Source organism: Pseudomonas sp. P8_241, from assembly GCF_034008315.1.
GTDB lineage: Bacteria > Pseudomonadota > Gammaproteobacteria > Pseudomonadales > Pseudomonadaceae > Aquipseudomonas.
Genome location: NZ_CP125377.1, coordinates 3,611,364 through 3,635,011, shown reverse-complemented (window position 1 = coordinate 3,635,011; position 23,648 = coordinate 3,611,364). Strand labels below are relative to the sequence as shown.

16 protein-coding genes are annotated in these 23,648 nt (G+C 60.8%); 12 read left to right on the top strand and 4 right to left on the bottom strand.

Annotation, left to right across the window (positions count from 1 at the left end; all coding sequences use genetic code 11):
• Positions 1-22 precede the first annotated feature (22 nt).
• From QMK58_RS16425 to QMK58_RS16415, 3 genes are all read left to right on the top strand, one after another.
• Positions 23-1,843 (top strand): DUF1302 domain-containing protein, encoded by a 1,821-nt coding sequence (locus QMK58_RS16425; protein WP_053159171.1) that lies wholly within the window; start codon positions 23-25, stop codon positions 1,841-1,843.
• Between the two features lie 25 nt (positions 1,844-1,868).
• A complete protein-coding gene (locus tag QMK58_RS16420; protein ID WP_320395047.1) occupies positions 1,869-3,236 on the top strand; it encodes a DUF1329 domain-containing protein in 1,368 nt (455 codons plus the stop codon).
• Positions 3,237-3,320: 84 nt separating this feature from the next.
• A complete protein-coding gene (locus QMK58_RS16415) occupies positions 3,321-4,508 on the top strand; it encodes a lipid-transfer protein (RefSeq protein ID WP_053159173.1) in 1,188 nt (395 codons plus the stop codon).
• 856 nt (positions 4,509-5,364) lie between these two features.
• On the opposite strand, the gene QMK58_RS16390 is transcribed toward QMK58_RS16415, so the two are convergent.
• On the bottom strand, positions 5,365-7,077 hold the full coding sequence (locus tag QMK58_RS16390) for a hypothetical protein (protein ID WP_053159174.1): 1,713 nt from the start codon (positions 7,075-7,077) through the stop codon (positions 5,365-5,367).
• A 166-nt stretch (positions 7,078-7,243) separates the two neighbouring features.
• Between QMK58_RS16390 and QMK58_RS16385 the strand changes: the two genes are divergently transcribed.
• Together QMK58_RS16385 and QMK58_RS16380 are read left to right on the top strand one after the other, a co-directional pair.
• Complete coding sequence (locus QMK58_RS16385; RefSeq protein ID WP_320395046.1) at positions 7,244-8,383, top strand: CaiB/BaiF CoA-transferase family protein; 1,140 nt, start codon at positions 7,244-7,246, stop codon at positions 8,381-8,383.
• Positions 8,384-8,392: 9 nt separating this feature from the next.
• Entirely contained in the window at positions 8,393-9,634 is a 1,242-nt protein-coding gene (locus tag QMK58_RS16380; protein WP_053159177.1) for a LuxR C-terminal-related transcriptional regulator, read from the top strand.
• Here the strand turns inward: QMK58_RS16380 and QMK58_RS16375 are convergent.
• On the bottom strand, positions 9,592-12,102 hold the full coding sequence (locus tag QMK58_RS16375) for a LuxR C-terminal-related transcriptional regulator (RefSeq protein WP_053159179.1): 2,511 nt from the start codon (positions 12,100-12,102) through the stop codon (positions 9,592-9,594). The genes QMK58_RS16380 and QMK58_RS16375 overlap by 43 nt on opposite strands.
• Before the next feature lie 292 nt (positions 12,103-12,394).
• Between QMK58_RS16375 and QMK58_RS16370 the strand changes: the two genes are divergently transcribed.
• On the top strand, positions 12,395-14,302 hold the full coding sequence (locus tag QMK58_RS16370) for a DUF1302 domain-containing protein (protein ID WP_053159181.1): 1,908 nt from the start codon (positions 12,395-12,397) through the stop codon (positions 14,300-14,302).
• 25 nt (positions 14,303-14,327) lie between these two features.
• Positions 14,328-15,695, top strand: coding sequence for a DUF1329 domain-containing protein (locus QMK58_RS16365; RefSeq protein ID WP_320395045.1), 1,368 nt, complete (start codon positions 14,328-14,330; stop codon positions 15,693-15,695).
• A gap of 180 nt (positions 15,696-15,875) precedes the next feature.
• Here the strand turns inward: QMK58_RS16365 and QMK58_RS16360 are convergent, their stop codons facing one another.
• On the bottom strand, positions 15,876-16,904 hold the full coding sequence (locus QMK58_RS16360) for a LuxR C-terminal-related transcriptional regulator (protein WP_320395044.1): 1,029 nt from the start codon (positions 16,902-16,904) through the stop codon (positions 15,876-15,878).
• A gap of 216 nt (positions 16,905-17,120) precedes the next feature.
• On the opposite strand from QMK58_RS16360, the gene QMK58_RS16355 reads away from it, so the two are divergent.
• The 5 genes from QMK58_RS16355 to QMK58_RS16335 all read left to right on the top strand — a co-directional run bounded on the left by QMK58_RS16355 (position 17,121) and on the right by QMK58_RS16335 (position 22,332).
• Positions 17,121-17,984 carry an MBL fold metallo-hydrolase gene (locus QMK58_RS16355; protein WP_320395043.1) on the top strand — a complete coding sequence of 288 codons (864 nt, stop codon included), beginning with the start codon at positions 17,121-17,123 and terminating at the stop codon, positions 17,982-17,984.
• Between the two features lie 225 nt (positions 17,985-18,209).
• On the top strand, positions 18,210-19,037 hold the full coding sequence (locus QMK58_RS16350; protein WP_320395042.1) for a transposase: 828 nt from the start codon (positions 18,210-18,212) through the stop codon (positions 19,035-19,037).
• 48 nt (positions 19,038-19,085) lie between these two features.
• Positions 19,086-20,246 carry an acyl-CoA dehydrogenase family protein gene (locus QMK58_RS16345; RefSeq protein ID WP_053159188.1) on the top strand — a complete coding sequence of 387 codons (1,161 nt, stop codon included), beginning with the start codon at positions 19,086-19,088 and terminating at the stop codon, positions 20,244-20,246.
• Positions 20,247-20,291: 45 nt separating this feature from the next.
• Positions 20,292-21,506, top strand: a complete 1,215-nt coding sequence (locus QMK58_RS16340; protein WP_320396543.1) for a CaiB/BaiF CoA-transferase family protein — start codon at positions 20,292-20,294, stop codon at positions 21,504-21,506.
• A gap of 13 nt (positions 21,507-21,519) precedes the next feature.
• A complete protein-coding gene (locus tag QMK58_RS16335; protein ID WP_320395041.1) occupies positions 21,520-22,332 on the top strand; it encodes a CoA ester lyase in 813 nt (270 codons plus the stop codon).
• Between the two features lie 107 nt (positions 22,333-22,439).
• On the opposite strand, the gene QMK58_RS16330 is transcribed toward QMK58_RS16335, so the two are convergent.
• Positions 22,440-23,444: an amidohydrolase family protein gene (locus QMK58_RS16330; RefSeq protein WP_320395040.1), complete on the bottom strand. Its 1,005-nt coding sequence runs from the start codon at positions 23,442-23,444 to the stop codon at positions 22,440-22,442.
• Positions 23,445-23,648: the final 204 nt, after the last annotated feature.

Genomic DNA, 23,648 nt, shown 5'->3' with positions numbered 1-23,648 from the left:
GCCAGAATCAATGGAGAAACGCATGAGCATTACGAGAATGCGTGGAGTTTGCTACCCACACCTTTTGGCCGTCGCCGTTGCTGCCGCCGTTAGCCCACAGGCATTTGCCGTCGATTTCAGCATCGGTGAAATCGAGGCCAGTTTCGATTCGTCGCTGTCGGTGGGTGCCAGTTGGGCCGTCCGCGGACCCGACCCGGACTTCATTTCCAACTTCAATTCGCAAGGTGTCAGGGGCAACGCCTCGTCGCGGACCAACGACGACAACCGGCTGAATTTCAAGAAGGGCGAAACCTTCTCGAAGATCTTCAAAGGCGTGCATGACCTGGAGTTGAAGTACGGCGACAGTGGCGCCTTCGTGCGCGGCAAGTACTGGTACGACTTCGAGCTGATGGACGAAAGTCGTCCGTTCTACGACATCGACGATCACGGCCGCCAGCGTGCGGCGAAATCGTCCGGGGCGATGTTTCTCGACAGCTTTGTCTACCACAACTACACGCTGGATCAATTGCAGGGCAACGTGCGCCTGGGCAAGCAGGTGGTGAGCTGGGGCGAAAGCACCTTCATCGGCAACTCGATCAACAGCATTAATCCGATCGACGTCGCAGCCCTGCGTCGTCCCGGCGCAGAAGTGAAGGAAGGCCTGATTCCGGTCAACATGCTGTACGTGTCCCAGGGCTTGTCCGAGAACGTTACCGCCGAGGCTTTTTACCAGATCGAATGGGCGCCGTCGGTGATCGACAATTGCGGCACCTTCTTCGGCAATGACCTCACGCCTGAAGGCTGTAACGACCGTGTCGTCCTGGCGGGTCTGGATCTGCCACCCGGTGTGGCAAACAACACGGCCACTCCTGGCCTGACCGACGACGCTTTCATTGCGCGCACCAAAACCCGTGACGCCCGTGACAGCGGCCAGTTCGGCGTAGCCCTGCGCTGGTTCGCCCCGGACTTGAACGACACCGAGTTCGGCGCCTATTTCATGAATTACCACAGCCGTAACCCGAGCCTGGACTTTACCCGCGCAACCAATACCGCCAACGCGGTGACGGCGGTTCGCAGCGCCAGCTACAACGTGGTCTATCCAGAAGACGTGCGCTTGTACGGCTTGAGCTTCGCCACCAACGCGCTCGGTACATCGCTGGGTGGCGAGGTCAGCTATCGGCCGAACATGCCGTTGAACCTCAACGGTGCCGATATCAACCTGGCCGCCGTGGGCAACGCCACTTCACCGCTGTTCGTCAGCGGACAGTCGTCCAACGTCGTCGGGGCGTCGATTGATGGCTACCAGCGTATGCCGGTGTTGCAGGCGCAGATGAGTGCCACCCGGTTCTTCGACCAGATCCTGGGTTCCGAGCGCCTGACCCTGGTGGGCGAGGTGGGCTACAACCGCATCAACGGCCTGGGTTCCAGCGACGGCAGCGATGTGCGGTTTGGCCGCAGCACGGTGTTCGGCGCCGGGCAGTTGGTCAATCAGGCGGTCTGCGTTGGCCAGGCCACACCGGTACCGGGTCAGCCTGGCGTCACGCGACCCGGCAACCCGCAACAGGAATGCAACAGTCACGGTTTCTATACCACCGACTCGTGGGGCTATCGCCTGCGCGGCAAGCTCGAATACCCCAACCTCATCGCGGGCATCAATCTGTCGCCCAACCTGGCCTGGTCCCATGACGTCAATGGTATCGGTCCGAACTTCGAGGAAGGCAATAAGGCGATCAGCCTCGGCGTGGATGCCGACTACATGAATACCTACACAGCGAGCCTCAGTTACACCGACTACTTCGGCGGAAAGTGGAATACCAACACTGATCGCGACTATGTCGCCCTCAGCCTGGGTGTGAACTTTTAATACCTGTCAGACGGAGAAAACAACAATGAAATCCAGCATTCTGATCAAAGCCTGCACCTTGACCCTCAGCCTGATTGCTTCCAGCGTGATGGCGGCTGTTTCCCCGCAGGAAGCGGCGCAATTGGGTACCACGCTGACGCCGCTGGGCGGCGAGAAGGCCGGCAATGCCGGCGGCACCATTCCTGCCTGGACCGGTGGCCTCAAACCCGGTGCCGCCCCAATGCAGAACGACTTTCTGGGCAATCCGTTCGAAGGGGAAAAACCGCAGTTCGTAATCACTGCTGCCAACGTCGCGCAGTACAAAGACAAGCTCACGGCCGGGCAACTGGCGATGTTCACGCGTTACCCCGACACGTACAGGATCCCGGTGTACAAGACCCAGCGCACGGCGTCCGCGCCACAGGCAGTCTACGACGCCGTGAAGAAAAGTGCGGTGACCACCGAGTCGGCCAATGACGGCTACTCGTTGAAAAATTTCGAGCAGTCGCGCTATTACGCGTTCCCGATTCCGAAGAATGGCCTGGAAGTGGTCTGGAACCACCTGACCCGCTCACGGGGCACCAACTTCATCAACCGTCAGGCCCAGGCCACGCCGCAAACCAATGGTGACTACACCATTGTGCAGATTGAGATGGCCACCGGGTTGCCCTGGAAAATGGCCGACGCCAAGCCCGAGGACAGCGCCAACATCCTGTTCTACGTCAAGCAGACGGTGACGGCGCCCGCACGTCTGGCCGGTAGTGTGCTGTTGATTCACGAGACCCTCGATCAGGTCAAGGAACCGCGCATGGCCTGGGCCTACAACGCTGGGCAACGCCGCGTGCGTCGTGCCCCGCAAGTGGCCTATGACGGTCCGGGCACCGCTGCCGACGGCATGCGCGTGGCCGACAACGCCGACATGTACAACGGTGCACCGGACCGTTACGACTGGAAGTTGATCGGCAAGAAAGAAGTTTACGTTCCCTACAACAACTACGTGTTGCAGTCGCCGAAGCTCAAATACGCCGACATCATCAAGCCCGGCCATATCAACCAGGACCTGACCCGCTACGAGCTGCATCGGGTTTGGGAAGTGGAGGGCACGCTCAAGCCTGGCCAGCGCCACATTTATGCCAAGCGTCATATGTACATCGACGAGGACACCTGGGCTGCCGTGGAAATCGACCAGTACGACGGTCGCGGCCAACTGTGGCGGGTCAGCGAAGGTTACCTGGTCAACGACTATCAGCAGGGTGTCGCCGTGTATGCCGCGATGGGGGTCTATGACCTGATTGCCGGGCGGTATCTGGTGTCGAACCTGGGTAACGAAAACAAGCGTGGCACCGACTACGCGTACCAGCCGACCATGAATGACTTCACTCCGGCAGCGCTGCGCAACGCCGGTATTCGCTAAATCCTTTGAGCAATGGCAGTCCGTCCTCTTGAGAGGGCGGACGGCTGTCCCCTGTGTCCCGTTCACTGAATCTGGAGAAGAACAATGTCGCAAAAACCTTACATTGCCGGCGTCGGCATGATCCCGTTCGTCAAGCCTGGTACCAGCGGTACTTACATCGACATGGGCGGCGAAGCGATTCGTCTGGCCCTTCAGGATGCCGGTCTGGATTACAAACTGGTTCAGCAAGCCTATGCCGGCTACGTTTACGGCGACTCCACCAGCGGTCAGGCCGCCCTCTATGAAGTGGGCATGAGCGGCATCCCGGTGATCAACGTCAACAACAACTGCGCCACCGGTTCCAGCGCGCTGTTCCTGGCACGCCAGGCGGTGGAGAGCGGGGCGGTCGAGTGCGCCCTGGCATTCGGTTTCGAGCAGATGCAGCCAGGTGCCCTGAAAGGCCATTGGGATGACCGCCCGCGCGCGACCACGCACAAGACCCAGTCGGTGATCGACGAACTGACCTCTGATGTAGAGATCCCGAGCGCGCTGCGCATGTTCGGTGGCGCCGGTCGTGAGCACATGCAGAAGTACGGCACGCAAATGAGTACCTTTGCCGCGATCCGTGCCAAGGCCAGTCGTCATGCCGCCAACAACCCGTTGGCATTGTTCCGCAAAGTGGTCACCACCGAAGACGTGATGAACGATCAAGTGATGTGGCCGGGTGTGATGACCCGCCTGATGGCTTGCCCGCCGACTTGCGGCGCGGCGGCCGCCATTATCTGTTCCGAAGCTTTCGCCAAAAAGCATGGGTTGCGCACCGATGTGGTGATCCTCGCGCAATCGTTGACCACTGACAAACCCGTCTGCTTCGAAACCCGTTCGATGATCGAAGTCGTCGGCTTCGACATGGCCCAACGGGCTGCCAGGGAAGTCTATGAGAAGGCCGGTGTCGACCCGCTGGACATCCGGGTCGCTGAAATGCACGACTGCTTCGCCCATAACGAATTGCTGACGTATGAAGCCCTGGGCCTGTGCGATGTCGGCGGCGCGGAAAAATTTGTTCTCGAAGGCAGCAACACCTACGGCGGCCAGGTCGTGACCAACCCCTCCGGTGGCCTGTTGTCCAAGGGACATCCGCTGGGAGCGACCGGTCTGGCGCAGTGCTATGAGTTGACTCAGCAATTGCGAGGTAATGCCGACAAACGTCAGGTCGAAGGGGTGAATGTCGCGCTGGCGCATAACCTGGGCCTGGGTGGTGCATGCGTGGTGACCCTGTACGGTCGCACTTGATCCCTCTGGCGGTGCATGCCTTAGAGTATGCACCGCCAACCGGGTTACTTGTTTTGACCGGGCCTTGCGCCCGGTTTTTTTATGCGCGGTCAGGTCGTCAGCGATGACGCGGGCATGCTGGAAAAACGCGGCGTGCTCAGGTTTTTCGCGAGCGTGCTCGCTCCTACAGGGGAATACGCTCACCTGTAGGAGCGAGCGCGCTCGCGATGGTCGTCAACGATGACGCGGGCATGCTGGAAAAACGCGTCGTGCTCAGGTTTTTCGCGAGCGTGCTCGCTCCTACAGGGGAATACGCTCACCTGTAGGAGCGAGCAGGCTCGCGATGGTCGTCAACGATGACGCGGGCATGCTGGAAAAACGCGTCGTGCTCAGGTTTTTCGCGAGCGTGCTCGCTCCTACAGGGAATACGATCACTTGTAGGAGCGAGCACGCTCGCGATGGTCGTCAACGATGACGCGGGCATGCTGGAAAAACGCGTCGTGCTCAGGTTTTTCGCGAGCGTGCTCGCTCCTACAGGGGAATACGCTCACCTGTAGGAGCGAGCGCGCTCGCGATGGTCGCCAACGATGACGCGGGCATGCTGGAAAAACGCGGCGTGCTCAGGTTTTTCGCGAGCGTGCTCGCTCCTACAGGGGAATACGCTCACCTGTAGGAGCGAGCGCGCTCGCGATGGTCGTCAACGATGACGCGGGCATCCTGGATTAACGCGGTGTGCGTGAGTTCTTCGCGAGCAGGCTCGCTCCTACAGGTATTTGATAGGCAGATAACAGGCACAAAAAAACGCCGGCCTTTCATTGAAGGGCCGGCGTTTTTGAGGAAGGGATGCGATGAGCGTCAACGACATCCCGCCATCGAGTTACTCGCTCTTGGCCACCTGGTCGACTTTCTGCATGCGACTGGTGTCCATCAAGACCATGCCGAAGGCCATGCCATACATCAACCGTCCCTGTTTATCGACTTTCATCGGCGCGTACATGCCGTTGAACACCGGGTCGCTGCCGGTGGCGATTTCCAGCACGGTTTTGCCGGTGTCCAGATCCATGCCGATGTGGAAGCCTTCACCCAGCCGACCGGCATAGAAGCCATTGATCAAGGCCATGCGACTGCCACCGCTGATCATCGGCACGATCGAGATCGAACCCACGTCTTCACGGGTCCACAGGCTGTTCCATTGATGCTTGCCATTGTCCCATTTGAACATTGCCACGCCACTCGGGGCAGGGCGGGTCATGCCGTTTAGCATGGTCACGTAGTACCCGGATTTGGACAGGACCGGTTTTTCCACGGCAGGGATGTTGTTGACCACAAACGCGTGACCGTCATACACCGCCACCGACTGTTCCGATTGCACGGTAGGGATGGTCGGGCCCATGTCGACTTCACGCTGGTCGGCAACGCGCGGTGACCCGGTGCCCGGTTTTTGCTTCCAGCCGGTCGGAATACCGTCGCGCCACATGGCGACCAGGTTCATCTTGTTTGCGCCGTCGGTGAACACTACCAACTTGTCTTCCTCTGGACCGTAGCCCATCAGGGTCGGCGTCGAGCCGGTGCCGTCACCGATTTTGATCGAGGTAAAGCGCGAGCCGCGTTCATAAGGCGCTTTCCAGGCGCCACTGGCGTCGTCGGCGTGGAGCTTGCCTTGCTTGTCGACCACCAGACGGTACATGTTCTGGTTGGATGCGACATACACCGCACCGCCATCGACTTCCGGCCCGGTGGCGAAGGAGTTGAGGAACAGTTCGTCACTGCCTTCAACGCGATAGCTGTCGATCAGTTTGAGTGTCGTGCGATCGAGGGTGGCGACCACGCCGCCCATGGTGTTGATCACCAGGTAGCCGTTTTGGGTCATGCCCATGCCGAAGGTGACGTCCACGGGAACGTTGACGCCGCGCTTGGTCTTCTCGTTGTCGAACAGCGCATCCGGAAGCTGTACTTCCTGGGTGAGCTGCATGCCGGACGCCGGATCCTTCTGATCGTTCTGGTCAATGCGGAACACTCGACGGGCGCTGGCGCCGATGAAGGCATCGTCACGGGTCAGCAGTGAGTAGATCGCCCCCCCCATGACTTGATCGGCGGTAGCGGTCAGCATGCGGTTCGGTTGGGCTGTCATGTAGTCGAGCAAACCCTTTTCGTCCCTCGCTTCAAGAAACCTGCGGGTTTGGGCCGCTTGCTGCAAACGCTGTTCAGGCGTGACCGGCTGGTAGTTCGGCAGCTTGACCGGCAGGTCGACGCGGGCCACTTCGGTGAACTTGAAGTCGTCTTCGATCTTCACCTTGCGCAGGGAAAAGCCGGCCCAGAACCAGTAAAGGTCGGTATCGCCGACCTTGTCGCTGTATTGCACCAGGCTCCCCGATTCGTTGGGCAAAACACGGTAGGCGTCCGGTGTCATCTTGAAGGTGCCACGCGGCACGGCGATGTCGGTACTGTCCGAGGCCCCGTCGTTCCAGTGGGTCTGGTTGTTGTAGGACTGCGCCAGGTAAGGGTTGCCGGGTGCGATCTGGGCCCACCCCAGTGCCGGGACGGTCAGTAGACTCGCCAGAAGTGCCCAATGCGAACGTAGAGCAAACATGTTTTCTTCCTTCCTGTTGTTGTTATTGCCTGAAGAGGAAGGCCTAGGGTAGCCCTGTCTTTTCCAGCCTATAGCCCCCCAAAGCGGGGGGCACGATTTTCAGGGGGCTCTGCTAGGGTATCGACTACGATCAGCGCTGGTGCACAGGGCTTCAGCGTCCGTTGCCATGTCACTACAAATGGGGGAAGAGATGCTTTCAGGTATCAAGGTCGTAGAGATTTGCGGGATTGGTCCGGGACCCTTTTGTGCCATGCACCTGGCCGATCTGGGGGCCGATGTCATAGCGGTCGAGCGCGCAGAGTCAAAGTCGATCAGCGGGCAAGCGAGCCACACGGCCAACCCGGTCAACCGTGGCAAGCGGTCGGTGTTTGCGGACCTGAAAAGCGCTGAAGGTCGCGAACTGGTCCTGAAGCTGATCGAGAGCGCCGATGTCCTGATCGAGGGCATGCGCCCCGGCGTCATGGAGCGTCTTGGCCTTGGTCCGCAGGACTGTCAGGCACGCAATCCACGCCTGGTCTACGGGCGCATGACCGGTTGGGGGCAGAGCGGTCCATTGGCCAGTGCCGCCGGTCACGACAATAACTACATCGCCCTGTCAGGTGCGCTTCATCACAGCGGGACCGTCAATGAGGCACCTTCGTCGCCAATCACACTGATCGGCGACATTGGCGGCGGCGCTCTGTACCTGACTATCGGCCTGCTTGCAGGCGTGCTCAATGCCCGGCAGACCGGCAAGGGCACAGTGGTCGACGCAGCCATCGTCGACGGTTCGGCGCACATGATGCAGCTGATGCTGTCGCTGCAGGGTCGAGGCTTGCTCAAGGAACAGCGCGGTAAAAGCGTGCACGACGGCTCGCATTTCTATGCGACTTATCGCTGCGCCGATGACAACTATGTGGCGGTGGGTTCAATGGAGCCGCAGTTCTATGCGTTGCTGTTGCAAAAACTGGGGTTGGACAATGATCCGCGTTTCGCCAAACAGTGGGACATGAACCGCTGGGAAGAACTGCGCGGCTTGCTCGCCGAGGTGTTTGCCGGCCAGCCCCGCGATCACTGGTGCCAATTGCTGGAAGGCAGTGACGTGTGCTTCGCGCCGGTACTGAGCCCGCGTGAGGCGTCGCAGCATCAGCACATGGTGGAGCGGGGCGTGTACTTTGAACGCGACGGTGCTTTGCAAACCAGTCCCGCGCCCCGTTTCGATGGCCGCGTTGAAGTACCAGGAGCGATCCCTGAGCGAGGTGAACATACGGCCAGGATCATGGCGGCACTCGACATCAACGATCTCGCGGCTGTCTGGAAACCCTAGCGTACGGCCATGAAGACAGCCTGTGACCTGCTGGCCCTCGGACGTTTCGACGCGGCCAGGCGCAGGCTGTCCCAAGTGATAGGGCATGCCGCGCAGCACGGCACCGGCGGCGTACCCCCTGCGGCGACGGCGATGGAAAGCCTCATCGACCTGACTCAAGGGGGGCTGGCATCGGCCCGTATGCGCCTGGAGTGTTTTGTTCCAGATTGCACCGCGTTGGCGGGCTTGCTGCCCAACGTCATGCGAGCCCTTGTGCTTTACGAAAGTGGATCGCTGGATCAGGCACAAGACCTGCTCGCGCGAACCCAGCCTCACATCCCGGACGACAGCCCGCCGGACGCACTGATCGTCAGTCATATCCTGATGGCCCGAATCGCCTACTCCCGAGGTGAGGGGGCCATCTGTCGACGCCACCTCGCCACGCTTATGCAAGCTGCCCATGACCGGGCATGCCGACGCAGCCAGTGCTCGGTCTGGATTGAGCGTGCGCGTATGGCGACGCTGGAAGGTCGTGTGCTTGCGGCTGCTCAGGCGTTGACTCACGTGGACAGATACGGCGATTGGGCGCGTTCGCAGGCGTTTTACTACGCCAACGACGTCGACACGCCCACCGTCGCCCGCGTGCGCCTGTACATCGCACAAGGACGCTTTGACCTGGCGCTTCGCACGTTACGCCCGGAAATTGCGCAAGCACACGGGCAGGGTCGTTTGCGCCGCAAGCTCAAGCTGCGTTTGCTGCTCGCCGTGGCCCTTGAGGGCAGTGCACAACACGAAGCGGCAATGGCAGAACTCACCGGGCTGTTGCCGTTTGCCAGCGAGGAGGGCTGGCGCAGCACCTTTGTCGAAGAAGGGGCCTGCCTTGAGGCGCTGTTGCAACGCTGCGCCCGGACACTCCGGGCGCGAGGGGGCGAGCCGGGGTTTATTGGTGATCTGCTCAAGCGATTGGCTGGCGCGCCTGGACTGCCCAGCGACGTTGGACAAGCGTGCTCTGTGCTCACCGAGCGCGAACAGCAAGTGGTCCGTCTGGTCGCTCAGGGCTATCCGATCAGTGCGATTGCGGACAATTTGCGACTTTCCGGGTACACGGTGAAAGTGCATCTGCGCAATCTCTTCCGCAAGCTGGGCGCTCACGGCCAGACGCAAGCCGCCGCCATCGCCAGGGCGCGAGGGCTGCTCGATTGCCTTGAAGACGCGCCCCATGTGCTGTGTCACACCAATACACCGGTCGCCTTGGCGCGCATCACCGCTTGAGCGCGCCGGGTTACGCCCAGCTTGCTGTTGATGTGCTTGATGTGTGCCTTGACCGTATTGGTCGAGATGTACAGGCGCTCGCTGATCTCCCGGTTTGAGAAACCTTCGGCGAGCAGTTCCAGTACGGCCATCTCACGGCTCGTGAGCTGCTCATGTTGCTTGGTACTGACGGCCGATTGGCGCGGTGGGACCACTCTGGCTTCGCTGACGACCAGATTGAAGGTGCCGTTGTTTCGCGTCGGCTGCCGGGCCGGGTGCGACGCGCCAGTGTCCCGGGTGAGGTCATCCAGCAGGCGCAACGCCTTTGCCTCAAGCCCGTGGAAGTTCAGGCGACGGCACTCGCGCAGCACGGTCTCCAGGCGCCTGCCGGCGTCTTTGGACTGGCCGATGCCCTGTTCGACAATGGCTAATAGCAGCTGACTGTGCACCGCCAGCGACGGCACATACACGCAGGTCAAGCGAGCGGCGGAGCCTCGCAGATATTGTTCGATCATCTGCGCCATGAGCAGCGCCTGTTTCCAGTTTTTCTGATGGATCAGCACGCTGAGGGTTTGTAGATTGAGCACCGCGCGGTAGCTGCTTTCCTGGGCATCGGCGCATTGCATGTGGCGTTCGGCGTCCTGCAGCAAAGCGAAGGCCTGCTGGAAATCGCCCCGGCAGGCGCACACTTGCGAGAGGCCCGTCAGTGCGTGCAGGATGGACAGGTTGTGGGCGCCAAGGAGCTGCAACGCCTGCTTCAGGGTGCGCTCGCAACAGTCCTGCTCACCGCGCTGCAGATGCAGTTTGCCCTGCAACACCAGCAGACGGCCCAGCAGCATCACATCCCGATTGCCATCGGCCTGCAATAACGACAGATTGTGCTGCAACAACCGTTCGGCCAGATCGCTTTCCCCACACAAAATCATCAGGCAAATACGCTGAGTGTTGACCTGCACCTCCCGGATCAGACTGCCTTGGCGCCGCGCCTTTTCGAGGGCGAGCATCAGGATCTGTTGAGCCTGAACAGTCGCGCCGGTGCTCATGGCCATGCGCGCAAGGATGACCGTGCAGACAAACGACAGATGTTGCTCATCCTCGCCCAGATGCTCCAGCGCGGCCTGGCAATACTCCATGGCCTGGGTGCAGTTGCCCAGAAGACCATTGATTGAACCCGACAAGGCTTGCCAGAGCGCCAGCAGGCGACGGTTCTGTTGTGCCGAGGGTTGCGGCAGGAATTGACTCAGTTGTTCCAGGGCCGCCTGCGCGTCATTCAGCCGCATGTTCATCATCAAGGCACAGGCGATGAGTACTACCAGCTGCGGCGTGCTTGATTGCAAGCGGGCCGGCAAGTGCTTGCGCCAGTCCAGCAGCCTCTGCAAATTGCGCCCGGACAAGAGCCAGCTCGGGTTGAGTGTCGCCATGTAGTTGGCGGCGACATCCGCGCGACCGGCACTCAACGCCAGGTCGATGGCGTCCTCGATGAAACCGCTCGCACTCAGGCCACGGCAGGCGCGCAAGCGCAATCGATTGACTGCGCTTGCGTCCATCCTGCCCTGCAGTGCCTGAGCGACTGCCGGCAGGATGCGATACCACTGGCCATCGCTGTCCAGTGCCTGGAAGAACGCATGGGACATCAATAATTGATGAAGGCACGCTTTGTCATGAAGCTCTTCCCAAAGCTCGGCACACAGGGCTTGGCAAAATCGCGGCAAATACGCCAGACCGCACAGCAGGCTGCATTGCTCGGCGCTCAGGTGTGACAGCAGTTCGCGCTCGAGGTAGTCGTACAGCATCGGTTGAGCGGCGCTCGGGGAGGTGAGCAACAAGCGTGTGCCTGCGCACCAGCCCCAGGCCTGTTGCCAGATCGCGTCGAGGCCCGCTTGCGTCGTCGCCGGGGCCAGCAGATACACGAGGTCGTCGGACTCCTGACGGGAAAAAGCCAGTGCCTCGCTGTCCAGCGTCAGCAATTGACCTTCGAGTAGCAGGCGCGGCAGGTTCCAGGTCGGGCGTCGTCGGCAGCTGACCCAAAGTTCAATGGGGGCGGAGGAGTGCACAAGCAGGTGGTCGATCCACGCATCGAGTGCCGTATCGGCCCCGGCAAGATAGTCGTCGAGGACCAGGGTGCATGGTTCTTTCAAGCCTTCAAGCGCACTCAGCAGCGCGGAACCGGTAACGACGGGTTGCGCCAGCTCGCCGAGCAGTTCGGCGATGCGCATGCAAAACCGCGCCAGGCACAAGGGTTGACCCGCCAGATTGAGTTGCAGGATCAGCGGCGCCGGTGCGGACCGGGACAGGCATTGCCTGATCAATGAGGTTTTGCCATACCCCACGGGTGCGCAAAGCAAACGCAGGCGTCGGGGTTTCTCCAGCAACTGCGCCACCAGATGCTGGCGCGGTAACAACCGAGAGGAAGGACTGGGCGCTTCCTCGGACGCCAGGCTGACCGGCTTGCGCGACTGTAGGGAAATGGCTGAAAGGGACTGCGACATTTCGGTCTCCCGGACCACAGGGCAATGCGCCGCGTTCTAGTCCACAGCAGGCTAATGACTGAACGGTAACTGCGCTAAAGCATCCGCAGCCTGACCAGCGCCGGCAATACCCTTTTCGGTTGATAAGACTGCCCCACACATCGCAAGCCCGCCAACGTTACTTCTTGTATCGACGATCAACCCGTGATTACCCACACGGGTAATCCGAAATCACCCCATCAGGGAATGTCCCGAGTGATGGCACATTCCCTACTGTTGGCGCTCCAACACAAACCGTAGTTCGGGGAGCCGCATGACAAAAACAACAAAGTGCGCAGTCTTTCAACCGCATCTGCTGGCAGCAGCCGTTGCCTTGGGGATTAGCGCGCAGGCTTACGCTGTAAGTTTCGATATGGGTGAGATTGAGGGCAGTTTCGATTCGTCGCTGTCGGTGGGTGCCAGTTGGGCCGTCCGCGGACCCGACCCGGACTTCATTTCCAACTTCAATTCGCAAGGTGTCAGGGGCAACGCCTCGTCGCGGACCAACGACGACAATCGGCTGAATTTCAAGAAGGGCGAAACCTTCTCGAAGATCTTCAAAGGCGTGCATGACCTGGAGTTGAAGTACGGCGACAGTGGCGCCTTCGTGCGCGGCAAGTACTGGTACGACTTCGAGCTGATGGACGAGAGTCGGCCGTTCTATGACATCGACGATCACGGCCGCCAGCGTGCGGCGAAATCGTCCGGGGCGATGTTTCTCGACAGCTTTGTCTACCACAACTACACGCTGGATCAATTGCAGGGCAACGTGCGCCTGGGCAAGCAGGTGGTGAGCTGGGGCGAAAGCACCTTCATCGGCAACTCGATCAACAGCATCAACCCGATTGATGTGGCGGCCCTGCGGCGCCCGGGTGCCGAAGTCAAGGAAGGCCTGATTCCGGTCAACATGCTGTACGTGTCCCAGGGCTTGTCCGAGAACGTTACCGCCGAGGCTTTTTACCAGATCGAATGGGCGCCGTCGGTGATCGACAATTGCGGCACCTTCTTCGGCAATGACCTCACGCCTGAAGGCTGTAACGACCGTGCGGTGATCGCCGGCCTCGACCTGCCGCCGGGCGTGGGCACCAACAGCAAATCCGGATTGGCTGTCGCCGGGACCGGAGCACAGGGCGGCGGGGTGGACGACGCCTATGTGACCCGCACCAAGACCAAGGATGCCCGTGACAGCGGCCAGTTCGGCGTGGCCCTGCGCTGGTTCGCCCCGGACTTGAACGATACCGAGTTCGGCGCCTACTTCCTCAATTACCACAGCCGTAACCCGAACCTCGATTTCACCCGCGCCACCGTGACCACCAACACTGGAGCCGGCCTGGCGACGGTGCCGGGCGCGATCAATTCGATCCGCACCGCGACCTACCACGTTGTGTATCCCGAGGACATCCGCCTCTACGGGCTGAGCTTCTCGACCAACGCCCTCGGCACCTCGCTGGGCGGCGAAGTCAGCTATCGGCCGAACATGCCGCTGCAACTCAACGGCGCCGACTTGAATCTGGCGGCGACCGGCAACAAGAACTCGCCGTCGTTCGTTGCCGGCCTGTCGCAGAATGTTGCCGGCGCACCCCTCGACGGTTACGTACGGATGCCGGTGTTGCAGACCCAGTTCAGCGCCACACGCTTCTTCGATCAGGTCATGGGCGCCAGTCGTTTCACCCTGGTCGGCGAGGTGGGCTACAACCGCATCAACGGTCTGGGCGATTCCGACGGCACTGACTTGCGTTTTGGCCGCAGCACGATTTTCGGTGCGGGCGCACTGGCGACCGGCGCGGGCGTCGGTGCGACCGGCCCGCAAACCTGCGTCGGAACGCAGAGTCAGGTACCCGGTGCCGCTGCCGGTGTCACCCGTCCGAGCAATCCGCAGCAGGAATGCAACAGCCACGGTTTCTATACCACCGATTCCTGGGGTTATCGCCTGCGCGGCCGACTCGACTACCCGAACGTGTTCGCCGGGGTGAACCTGGCGCCGAACATCGCCTGGTCCCATGACGTCGACGGCAATGGCCCGAACTTCGAGGAGGGCCTCAAAGCCGTCAGCCTCGGGGTGGATGCCGACTACGCCAACCTGTACACCGCCAGCCTCAGCTACACGGATTACTTCGGCGGCCATTTCAACACCAACGGTGATCGCGACTACGTTGCGCTCAGCGTCGGCGTGAACTTCTGATAGCCCACAGCAAAGGATCGAGACCATGAAAAAAATCATTCTTGTTGCATGCGGCACACTCGCGTTGAGTCTGTTATCGACCAGCATCATGGCTGCTGTTTCTGCGCAGCAAGCCGCGCAACTGGGTACCACGCTGACGCCGTTGGGGGGCGAGAAGGCCGGCAACGCCAGTGGCACTATTCCTGCCTGGACCGGTGGCCTGAAGCCTGGCGCTGCACCGGTGACCAATGAATTTCTCGGCAACCCGTTCGAAGGTGACAAGCCGCAATTCGTGATCACCGCCGCTAACGCCGCGCAGTACAAGGACAAGCTGACGGCCGGGCAACTGGCGATGTTCGTGCGTTACCCCGACACCTACAAGATTCCGGTGTACAAGACCCAGCGCACGGCATCGGCGCCGCAGGAGGTCTACGATGCGGCGAAGAAAAGCGCGGTGACCACCGAACCCGCGAACGATGGCTACGCGCTGAAAAACTTCGAACAATCGCACTACTACGCCTTCCCGATTCCGAAGAATGGCCTGGAGGTGGTCTGGAACCACCTGACCCGTTCACGGGGCACCAACTTCATCAACCGCCAGGCCCAGGCCACCCCGCAGACCAATGGTGACTACACCATTGTGCAGATCGAAATCGCAGCGGGGTTACCGTGGAAAATGGCCGATGCCAAGCCTGAGGAAAGCGCCAATATCCTGTTTTATGCCAAGCAGACCGTGACGGCACCGGCACGGATGGCGGGCAGTGTGCTGCTGATCCACGAGACCCTCGATCAAGTCAAGGAACCGCGTATGGCCTGGGCCTACAACGCCGGTCAGCGTCGGGTACGACGTGCACCGCAAGTCGCCTATGACGGTCCGGGCACGGCGGCCGACGGCATGCGCGTGGCCGATAACGCCGACATGTACAACGGCGCGCCGGACCGTTACGACTGGAAATTGATCGGCAAGAAAGAGATGTACATTCCGTACAACAACTACTTGCTGCAATCGCCGAAGCTCAAATACGCCGACATCATCAAGCCCGGGCATATCAATCAGGACCTGACTCGCTACGAACTGCATCGGGTGTGGGAAGTGGAAGGTACGCTCAAGCCTGGTGAGCGGCATATCTATGCCAAACGTCACATGTACTTCGATGAAGACACTTGGGCGGCCGTGGAAATCGATCAATACGACGGTCGCGGTCAATTGTGGCGGGTCAGCGAGGGGCATCTGGTCAACGATTACCAGCAGGGCGTTGCGGTCTATGCCGGGATCGGTATCTATGACCTGATTGCCGGGCGTTATCTGGTGTCGAACCTGGGCAACGAGAACAAGCGCGGCACCGACTACAGCTACCAGCCGACAATGGCGGACTTCACCCCGGCTGCGCTGCGCAACGCGGGTATCCGCTAAACAGCCGGGCCGACGGTTCTGCACATCACCGCTGTTCGAGGACGCCTTCGCCGGCAAGCCGGCTCCTACAGGGGATCATGCCTTTCGGGCACTTCGTAACTGCCGGAGGCTGCGATTTTTTGATCTTCCGACGCAAGGTGGGCCGCTCCTGCACAGCACGCGTAACCAATGTCTTGAGCGTCAGCTCAGCCAACCCCGGGTGCGAGCAATAGCGACTGCCTGGGTACGGCTGCGAGCCCCCAGTTTCACGTTGATCCTGTGCAAGTGGGTTTTCACCGTGCATTCGCTGAGGAACAATTTCTGGGCGATCGCGCGATTGCGATGGCCGACGGCCAACAAGTGCAACACCTGTAGTTCCCTTTCGGTCAGCGTCGTAGAGAGGTCGTTTTCGTTCGATTGAGTGTCTCCGGGCACCAAATCGATACCGAAGCGCAAAAGCAAGCGCGTGATGAAATTCCGATTGATGGCCTGATCAGGGTGTTTGCATTGATAGCCCACCCAACGTCGCAACAACGCCGCCAAGGGCTCACCTTCGTCGATAAAACCCTGCATGCCACCTTCATCGCCCGCCAGGTACAGAGCGTGGTCGAGTGCCTGTATCGCCAGGCGGGTGTGGTTGAGTCCGTCCTGGGCCATGGCCAACAGCAGATGCTGTTTGATTTCGAAGTGTCGATGCTGATTCAGGCGCGCACTCTGGATCGCTACGAGCAGCTCGTCGACTGCAACGCCGTGATTGCCTTGGGCAATGCGCAGGCGTTGGCGGGCGATCAGTGGATTGTCGATTTCGTTGGCAGGCTGCAAGGGGTTGGAGGGCTCCTGGTGGCTGATGTTTTCTGCCGTTTGCAAGGCTTGTTGCGCCACATCCAGATGGTTGTTCAGCGTCGCCACTCGGGTGCGCTCCAGCCAGGCCGAGCACTGGACACGCAGGGAACCGGACTGTTGACCGAACCGTTCAAGTTCCAGCAGATAGCGTAGCCAGGTGTCTCTTTCACCGCCAAGCAGCGCCAGGCGCGCCATCAGCACATGACTGATGACCAGGGCGTCATCTGCGCCAATCTGCCGGGCTTTGGGCAGGATGTCAGCCAACCATTGCGCCACCTGTTGCAGGTCGCCGCGCTCATAGGCCGCAAGGGCGGTCAGGGTGTCGCGCAGCAGGTGGTGGCGGTCTGTGGCAGACGCCTGGCAGCGGGTGGCGAGGAGGCCAGGCATGTCGGTGATCCCGGTAAATTCAGCCACAATCCTCCGATTGCCGGTGATCGGCGAGTAGCAAAATCAAGCGGTTCAACCTCCCTCTACCGTACGTTCCTTCGGACGATGTTCGCTTCATCGGTCACTTCGTTCCTTCGGCCGTCGCGACAGACGCGGGATGTCCATAGCATGGAAAAGGAGTTTCGAACGTCATCTTCATTCAAGGTAAAACGCGCAATGAACCGTCGTATTTCTGCATTGGTCGGTACGGGTCGCAGGCTCGATGGCGGAGTCATGTTCGGCAACACACCGCGCTCGAGCTGGTCTGACTGGGTCAACCCCGATCTCGACAACCAGATCAAACTCGCTTCGCGCGCCTTGCTCGTAGAACAGGACGGAAAGAACATACTGGTGCTGGCGGGCAGTGAAGCATTGCTGGCCCCGATGCCCCGGACGTGCCGCTGTCAAAAGCCCCCCGAGGGCTTGCTCGATTCGCTGGCCGAGCAGGGCCTGGGCGAAGACGATATTCATGTGGTGGTGCTGGTTCACCTGCATGCCCGGCTATCGGCGCAACTGCTGGGCGCCATCGAAGACGGAGAAATGCCTCGTCTGCTGTTCCCCAATGCCCGTTACCTGGTTGGCGAGCGTCACTGGGAGCGCGCCCGCCGTCCGCACCCGCGTGATCGGGCACTGTTTATTTCGCCCGTGCTCCACCGACTTGAAAGCAGCGGTCGCCTGACGTTGCTCAAGGGGACGGATAGCGAGCTGCTTGGCAGCGGTTGGCAGTTTCATCTCAGCGATGGCTACACACCGGGGCAGTTGCTTCCGGAAATCGCCATGCCCGGCGGACCGGTGCTGTTCGCCGGCGACCTGATTCCGGGCAGCCATTGGCTGGAGCTGGCGGTCACCAGCGGGTATGACCGCAATCCCGAATGCCTGATCGGCGAGAAAGAGCGTTTGCTCGATCACCTGGTCAGCCAACGTGGCCGGGTCTTTTTCAGCCGCGACCCGGAGGTGGCGATGGTCAAGGTCATGCGCGACAGGCAGTCGCGGTACCTGGCGTACGATTTGTACCGCGCACTCAATCAGTTCGAAGGTTGAAGCGCAAATCGGATTCTCGCGTCTTCGTTCACGTCCATCGCGAGCAGGCCTGCTCCTGCAGGAGCGAGCTTGCTCGCGAAGATCCGAGGCGCACCGCCCTCACCAGGGGGGCGCCCAATTTCACCTGCTTGCTGACGCCCCCCCGAACCGGGGAGTTTTGCGCAGAGCGCGAAACTCCGAGCATGGGACATACGCACCCTGACAGGATTTTTGTGCATGACGTCCATGAGTGATTCCCCCTACGCCGCCTGGATCGGGCGCACCGAACACACCACAGAGCGCTTGAGTGCAAGCCTGGTCAAACGGATCGCGGCTACCCTGGGCGAATCGGCACCCCATTCGGGCCAGCCGTTGCCTGCATTGTGGCACTGGGCATTCTTTCAGCCCGCCGTGGAAGAACCGGCGCTTGGAAAGGATGGCCACCCGGCCGGCAGCGTCCTTCTGCCGCCCACACACCCTCGCAATCGGATGTGGGCGGGTGGACGGGTCGAGTTCCTTGAGGCGCTGCGCGTCGACGCCGAAGCGACACGCACCACAACCGTGCTGAACATCGAGGAAAAATCCGGGCGCAGCGGTTCGCTGCTGTTTGCGACCTTGCGTCACGAATATGTGCAGGACGGGCGCCTGGCGATTCGCGAGGAGCAGGACATTGTCTACCGCGATCCGACTCCGCCCAAACCCGCCAGTGGCGAAGCGTTGCCCCTGGCAGGCTGGCAAGAGTCGATTACACCCACCGCGACGTTGTTGTTTCGCTACAGCGCCGTGACGTTCAACGGCCATCGCATCCATTACGACTGGCCGTATGTCACCGAAGCCGAGGGTTACCCCGGTCTGGTGGTGCAGGGGCCTTTGATTGCCACCCTGAACCTGCTCGCCTTCTGCCGCGCCAACCCGCAGGCGCGGATCCGGAGCTTTGAATATCGCGGCATCCGACCGCTCATTTCGCCACACCCCTTCATCGTCGGCGGGCGCCTCTCCGCCCCCGGCAGAGCTGAACTCTGGGCGGGTGACGCCGGCGGAATCGCCCAGCGCGCCGAACTGACTTTCGAATGATTTTTTGCCAACCCCTGGCAATTCCATAACAAGAACCGAGGACTACCGATGAATCCCAACAGTGACGAACTCAATGCCATCCGCGAAGGTGTACGGGCGTTGTGCGCTGAATTCGATGCCGCTTACTGGCGCGGGATCGATGAGCAAAAAGGCTTTCCGCAGGCCTTTGTCGACGCCTTGACCCGGGCCGGGTGGCTGGCGGCGATGATCCCGACCGAATATGGCGGCTCGGGCCTGGGCCTGGCCGAAGCGTCGGTGATCCTGGAAGAAGTGAACCGTTGCGGCGGCAATTCCGGCACCGTGCACGGCCAGATGTACAACATGTTCACCTTGCTGCGAAACGGCAGTGAGGCGCAGAAAAGTTATTACCTGCCGAAGCTGGCCAGCGGTGAACTGCGCCTGCAATCGATGGGCGTCACCGAGCCGACCACCGGCACCGATACCACCAAGATCAAGACCACGGCCGTGCGCAAGGGCGACAAGTATGTGATCAATGGGCAGAAGGTCTGGATCTCGCGCATCCAGCACTCGGACCTGATGATCCTTCTGGCCCGCACCACACCCCTGGCCGAGGTGAAGAAAAAATCCGAAGGCATGTCGATCTTCCTCGTTGATCTGCGCGAGGCCATCGGTAACGGCCTGACCGTGCAACCCATTGCCAACATGGTCAATCACGAGACCAACGAGCTGTTCTTCGACAACCTGCAGATCCCCGCCGACAGTTTGATCGGCGAAGAAGGCAAAGGCTTCAAGTACATCCTCGATGGCCTGAATGCCGAACGCACCCTGATTGCCGCCGAGTGCATTGGCGATGGTCGCTGGTTCATTGAAAAGGCTAGCGCCTATGCCCGTGACCGGGTGGTATTCGGCCGCCCGATCGGGCAGAACCAGGGTGTGCAGTTCCCGATTGCCGAGGCGCATATCGAAATCGAAGCGGCGGACCTGATGCGCTGGCGCGCTTGCGAGGAATACGACAGCGGCATCAACGCCGGGGCCAGCGCCAACATGGCCAAGTACCTGGCGGCGAAGGCCTCCTGGGAAGCGGCCAATGCCTGCCTGCAAACCCACGGCGGTTTTGGCTTTGCCTGCGAATACGACGTGGAACGCAAGTTCCGCGAGACGCGGCTGTACCAGGTTGCGCCCATCTCCACCAACCTGATTCTGTCTTATGTGGCCGAGCATTTACTCGACCTGCCACGCAGTTTTTAAGGGGGGAAATCGATGAGCCATACCCGTACACCGGCCGCTTTCCCAATGAACAGTGTAAACCTGAAACAACGCCCCCTCGACGGCATCACCGTGGTCAGCCTCGAACACGCCATCGCGGCGCCGTTCTGCACGCGTCAATTGGCTGATCTGGGGGCACGGGTAATCAAGGTCGAGCGACCCGGCAGCGGCGACTTCGCCCGTGGATACGACGAGCGTGTGCGGGGCATGGCCTCGCATTTTGTCTGGACCAATCGCTCCAAGGAAAGCATCGCGCTGGATCTCAAGCTGCCGCAAGGCCAGGTCATTCTCGAACAACTGTTGCAGCAAGCCGATGTCCTGGTGCAAAACCTTGCGCCGGGCGCCGCTGCAAGAATGGGCCTGTCGTTCGAGGCGTTGCATGAGCGCCATCCACAACTGATTGTCTGCGACATTTCCGGTTATGGAGAAGGTGGCACGTACGAGGACAAGAAAGCCTACGACCTGCTGATCCAGAGCGAAAGCGGCTTTCTGTCCGTGACCGGGAATGCGACGCAGGAGGGCATGGCCAAGGCCGGTTGCTCGATTGCCGATATTTCCGCCGGCATGTACGCCTATACCGGGATTCTGTCGGCACTGTTGCTGCGTGACAAAACCGGGCAGGGCAGTCGTGTCGAAGTGTCGATGCTGGAAAGCCTGGTGGAGTGGATGGGCTTTCCGATGTACTACGCCTTTGAAGACGCCGAGCCACCGCAACGGACCGGGGCATCCCACGCGACGATTTACCCCTACGGCCCGTTTCCGACCGGTGACAACGGCACGGTGATGATCGGGCTGCAAAACGAACGTGAATGGGTGAAGTTCTGTCAAACCGTGCTTCAGCGTCCCGAGCTGATTGAGGACCCTCGGTTTTCGGCCAACTTCAAACGCTCGGCCAACCGTGAGGCCTTGTGCGCAATCATTGTCGAGGTGTTCGCGCAGCTGGACGCCGCCGCCATCATCGCAAGGCTCGATGCCGCGCAGATCGCCAATGCGCAGGTCAACGACATGGCCGGTGTGTGGGCGCATCCGCAGCTCAAGGCCAGGGGCCGCTGGACCGAGGTCGCGAGCCCGGTGGGAATTCTGCCGACGCTCTTGCCACCCGCCAGCAGCAATGCGTTTTCACCTTACATGGCGCCAGTCCCCGGACTGGGTCAGCACAGCCGTAGCCTGCTGGGTGAGCTGGGTTACAGCACCGACGATATTCAGCGCCTGAACGAAACCGGCGTTGTCCAGAACGACTGAAAGAGGAATGTCGATGTCCAGACTGTTTGTTCGCTCGGCGCTGTTTGTGCCGGGCAATCGTCCTGAGCGTTTTGCCAAGGCGCTGGCCAGTGGTGCCGACGTCGTGATCGTCGATTTCGAAGACGCCGTGGCAGCGCAGGACAAAGCGCTGGCCCGTGAGCAGCTTGCCGCGTATTTCAACACGCATCCGGAGGCGCGGGTCTGGGTGCGGATCAATGCCAGCGCAACCCAGGAGCATGAGGCCGATCTTGAACACTGTCGCCAGCACCCTGGTGTGGTCGGGATATTGCTGCCAAAGGCCGAATCAGCCGCTCAAGTGAGCGAAGTCACGGCGCTTGGCAAACCGGTCTGGCCAATCATCGAAAGCGCGCAGGGCGTGCTGGCCATCGGTGCAATTGCGTCGTGCCGCGGTGTGCAGCGCCTGACGTTCGGGGCACTGGATCTTGCCCTCGACCTGGGGTTGAAGGCGGGTAGTGGCGGGGCTGAAGCCGTGTTCGACCAGACCCGTTATGCCCTGTTGCTGCACTCGCGGGTCAACGCTCTGGAACCGCCGCTGGACAGTGTCTATCCGGCTTTCGAAGATGACGCGGGACTGGCCTGCGCCATGCAGCGTGTCCGCGATATGGGCATGGGGGGAGCCTTGTGCATTCACCCGCGACAAGTGCCTGTCGTGCACGCGGCGCTGGCGCCCAGCGCTGAAGAAATGGCCTGGGCACGCCGCGTGGTCAGCGCGGCCGAGTCCGGTGAAGCGGCGTTCAAAGTGGACGGGGCAATGGTCGACGCGCCTGTGCTCGGTCGGGCGCGCCGTTTGTTATCGCTGGGTTGACTGGTTCTTGTGAGCCTGTTGTGCCACCCCGGCCAATGCGCTTGCGGGAATTGGCGGCACGCGAGATACCCAACCGTGGCAGGCCGATTGCCCCGTGACAGGTGGAGTCAGGCGGTGAAGCCGAACAGACGTCTTGGGGTCTCCCACAGTATTTGCTGGCGGTCACTGGCATTGGGGAACATTTCGCCGAAGTTGCTCAGAACGGTGCCCAATTCCATGTTTTGACGCGCACGCAAGAACGGCCAGTCCGTGCCCCACATACAGTTTTCGGCTGTGAACGCCTGCAGCAGTGCCAGTTGATAGGGCTTGGCATCGGCATAGGGGTAACGCTCTTTGGAGTATTGCGACAGCCCCGAGAGTTTGACGAAGGTACGTCCGTTGCCGGCCAGCGACAGCAATGCCTGGAAGGCCGGTTGGTGCAGGCCGGCACTGGCATCGGGTCGGCCGGAGTGGTCAATCAGCACACGGGGCCGTGTGCGCTGCAACAAGGGCAACAGCGCCAGCAACTGATCGTCCTTCACCTGAATCTGTGCATACAGGTCAAGCTCAGCCAAGCGCCCCATCAGCGCGTCGATTTTCACAAAGCGATCGGGACCCAGTAGCGCAGCATTGAGCGCCACACCGACGACACCCTGTGCCTTGTACTGCGCGAGGGTCTCGCTGGAGACGTCGTTCGGGACCACGATCACACCTTTATGGCGACCGTTGCCGCGAGCCAGCGTTTCCAGCAGACAACTGTTGTCCAAGCCATAAGCCGAGGTCGGCTGCACGACCACGGAATGGCGAATGCCATAGGCTTGCATGACCTGTGCGTAATACGCCGCTGAACCGATCTCGGGTCCTGCCGGCTGGTAGGTGGAGTCGGCGGGATAGGGGAACTGCACAGGGTCGATCACATGATGGTGGCAATCGATCTTGGGTTGAGAAAACAGACTGAGCAGTTGGGAATCCATAACCGTACCTGGCGATTGATCGGTGCCTTCATTGTCTGCGCTCTGCAGGCTGCTGCGTGAGGCCTGGCTCAGGGTCGGCAGGCCAAGCGCGGCGCCGGCTGTCAGCACAATGGTGCTTGTTTTGAGCAGCGAGCGACGGGACAAGCGAGTGTCAGTCATGTTCAAACCCTTCTTTTATTAGTATGTGCAGCGACAAGTCAATTACCACTACCGCCGTCAAGGCAGTGGCTTCGACCTTAAGGTACGCGCTCGCCGAGCGTCTTCTGTGAAGTCATTAAGCAGGTATCGATTTTATTTATGGGTATTAGCATTTGGCCGGGCACCAGGGCGCAAGACCCGCACCAGCTGAGGTTTGGGTAAGGC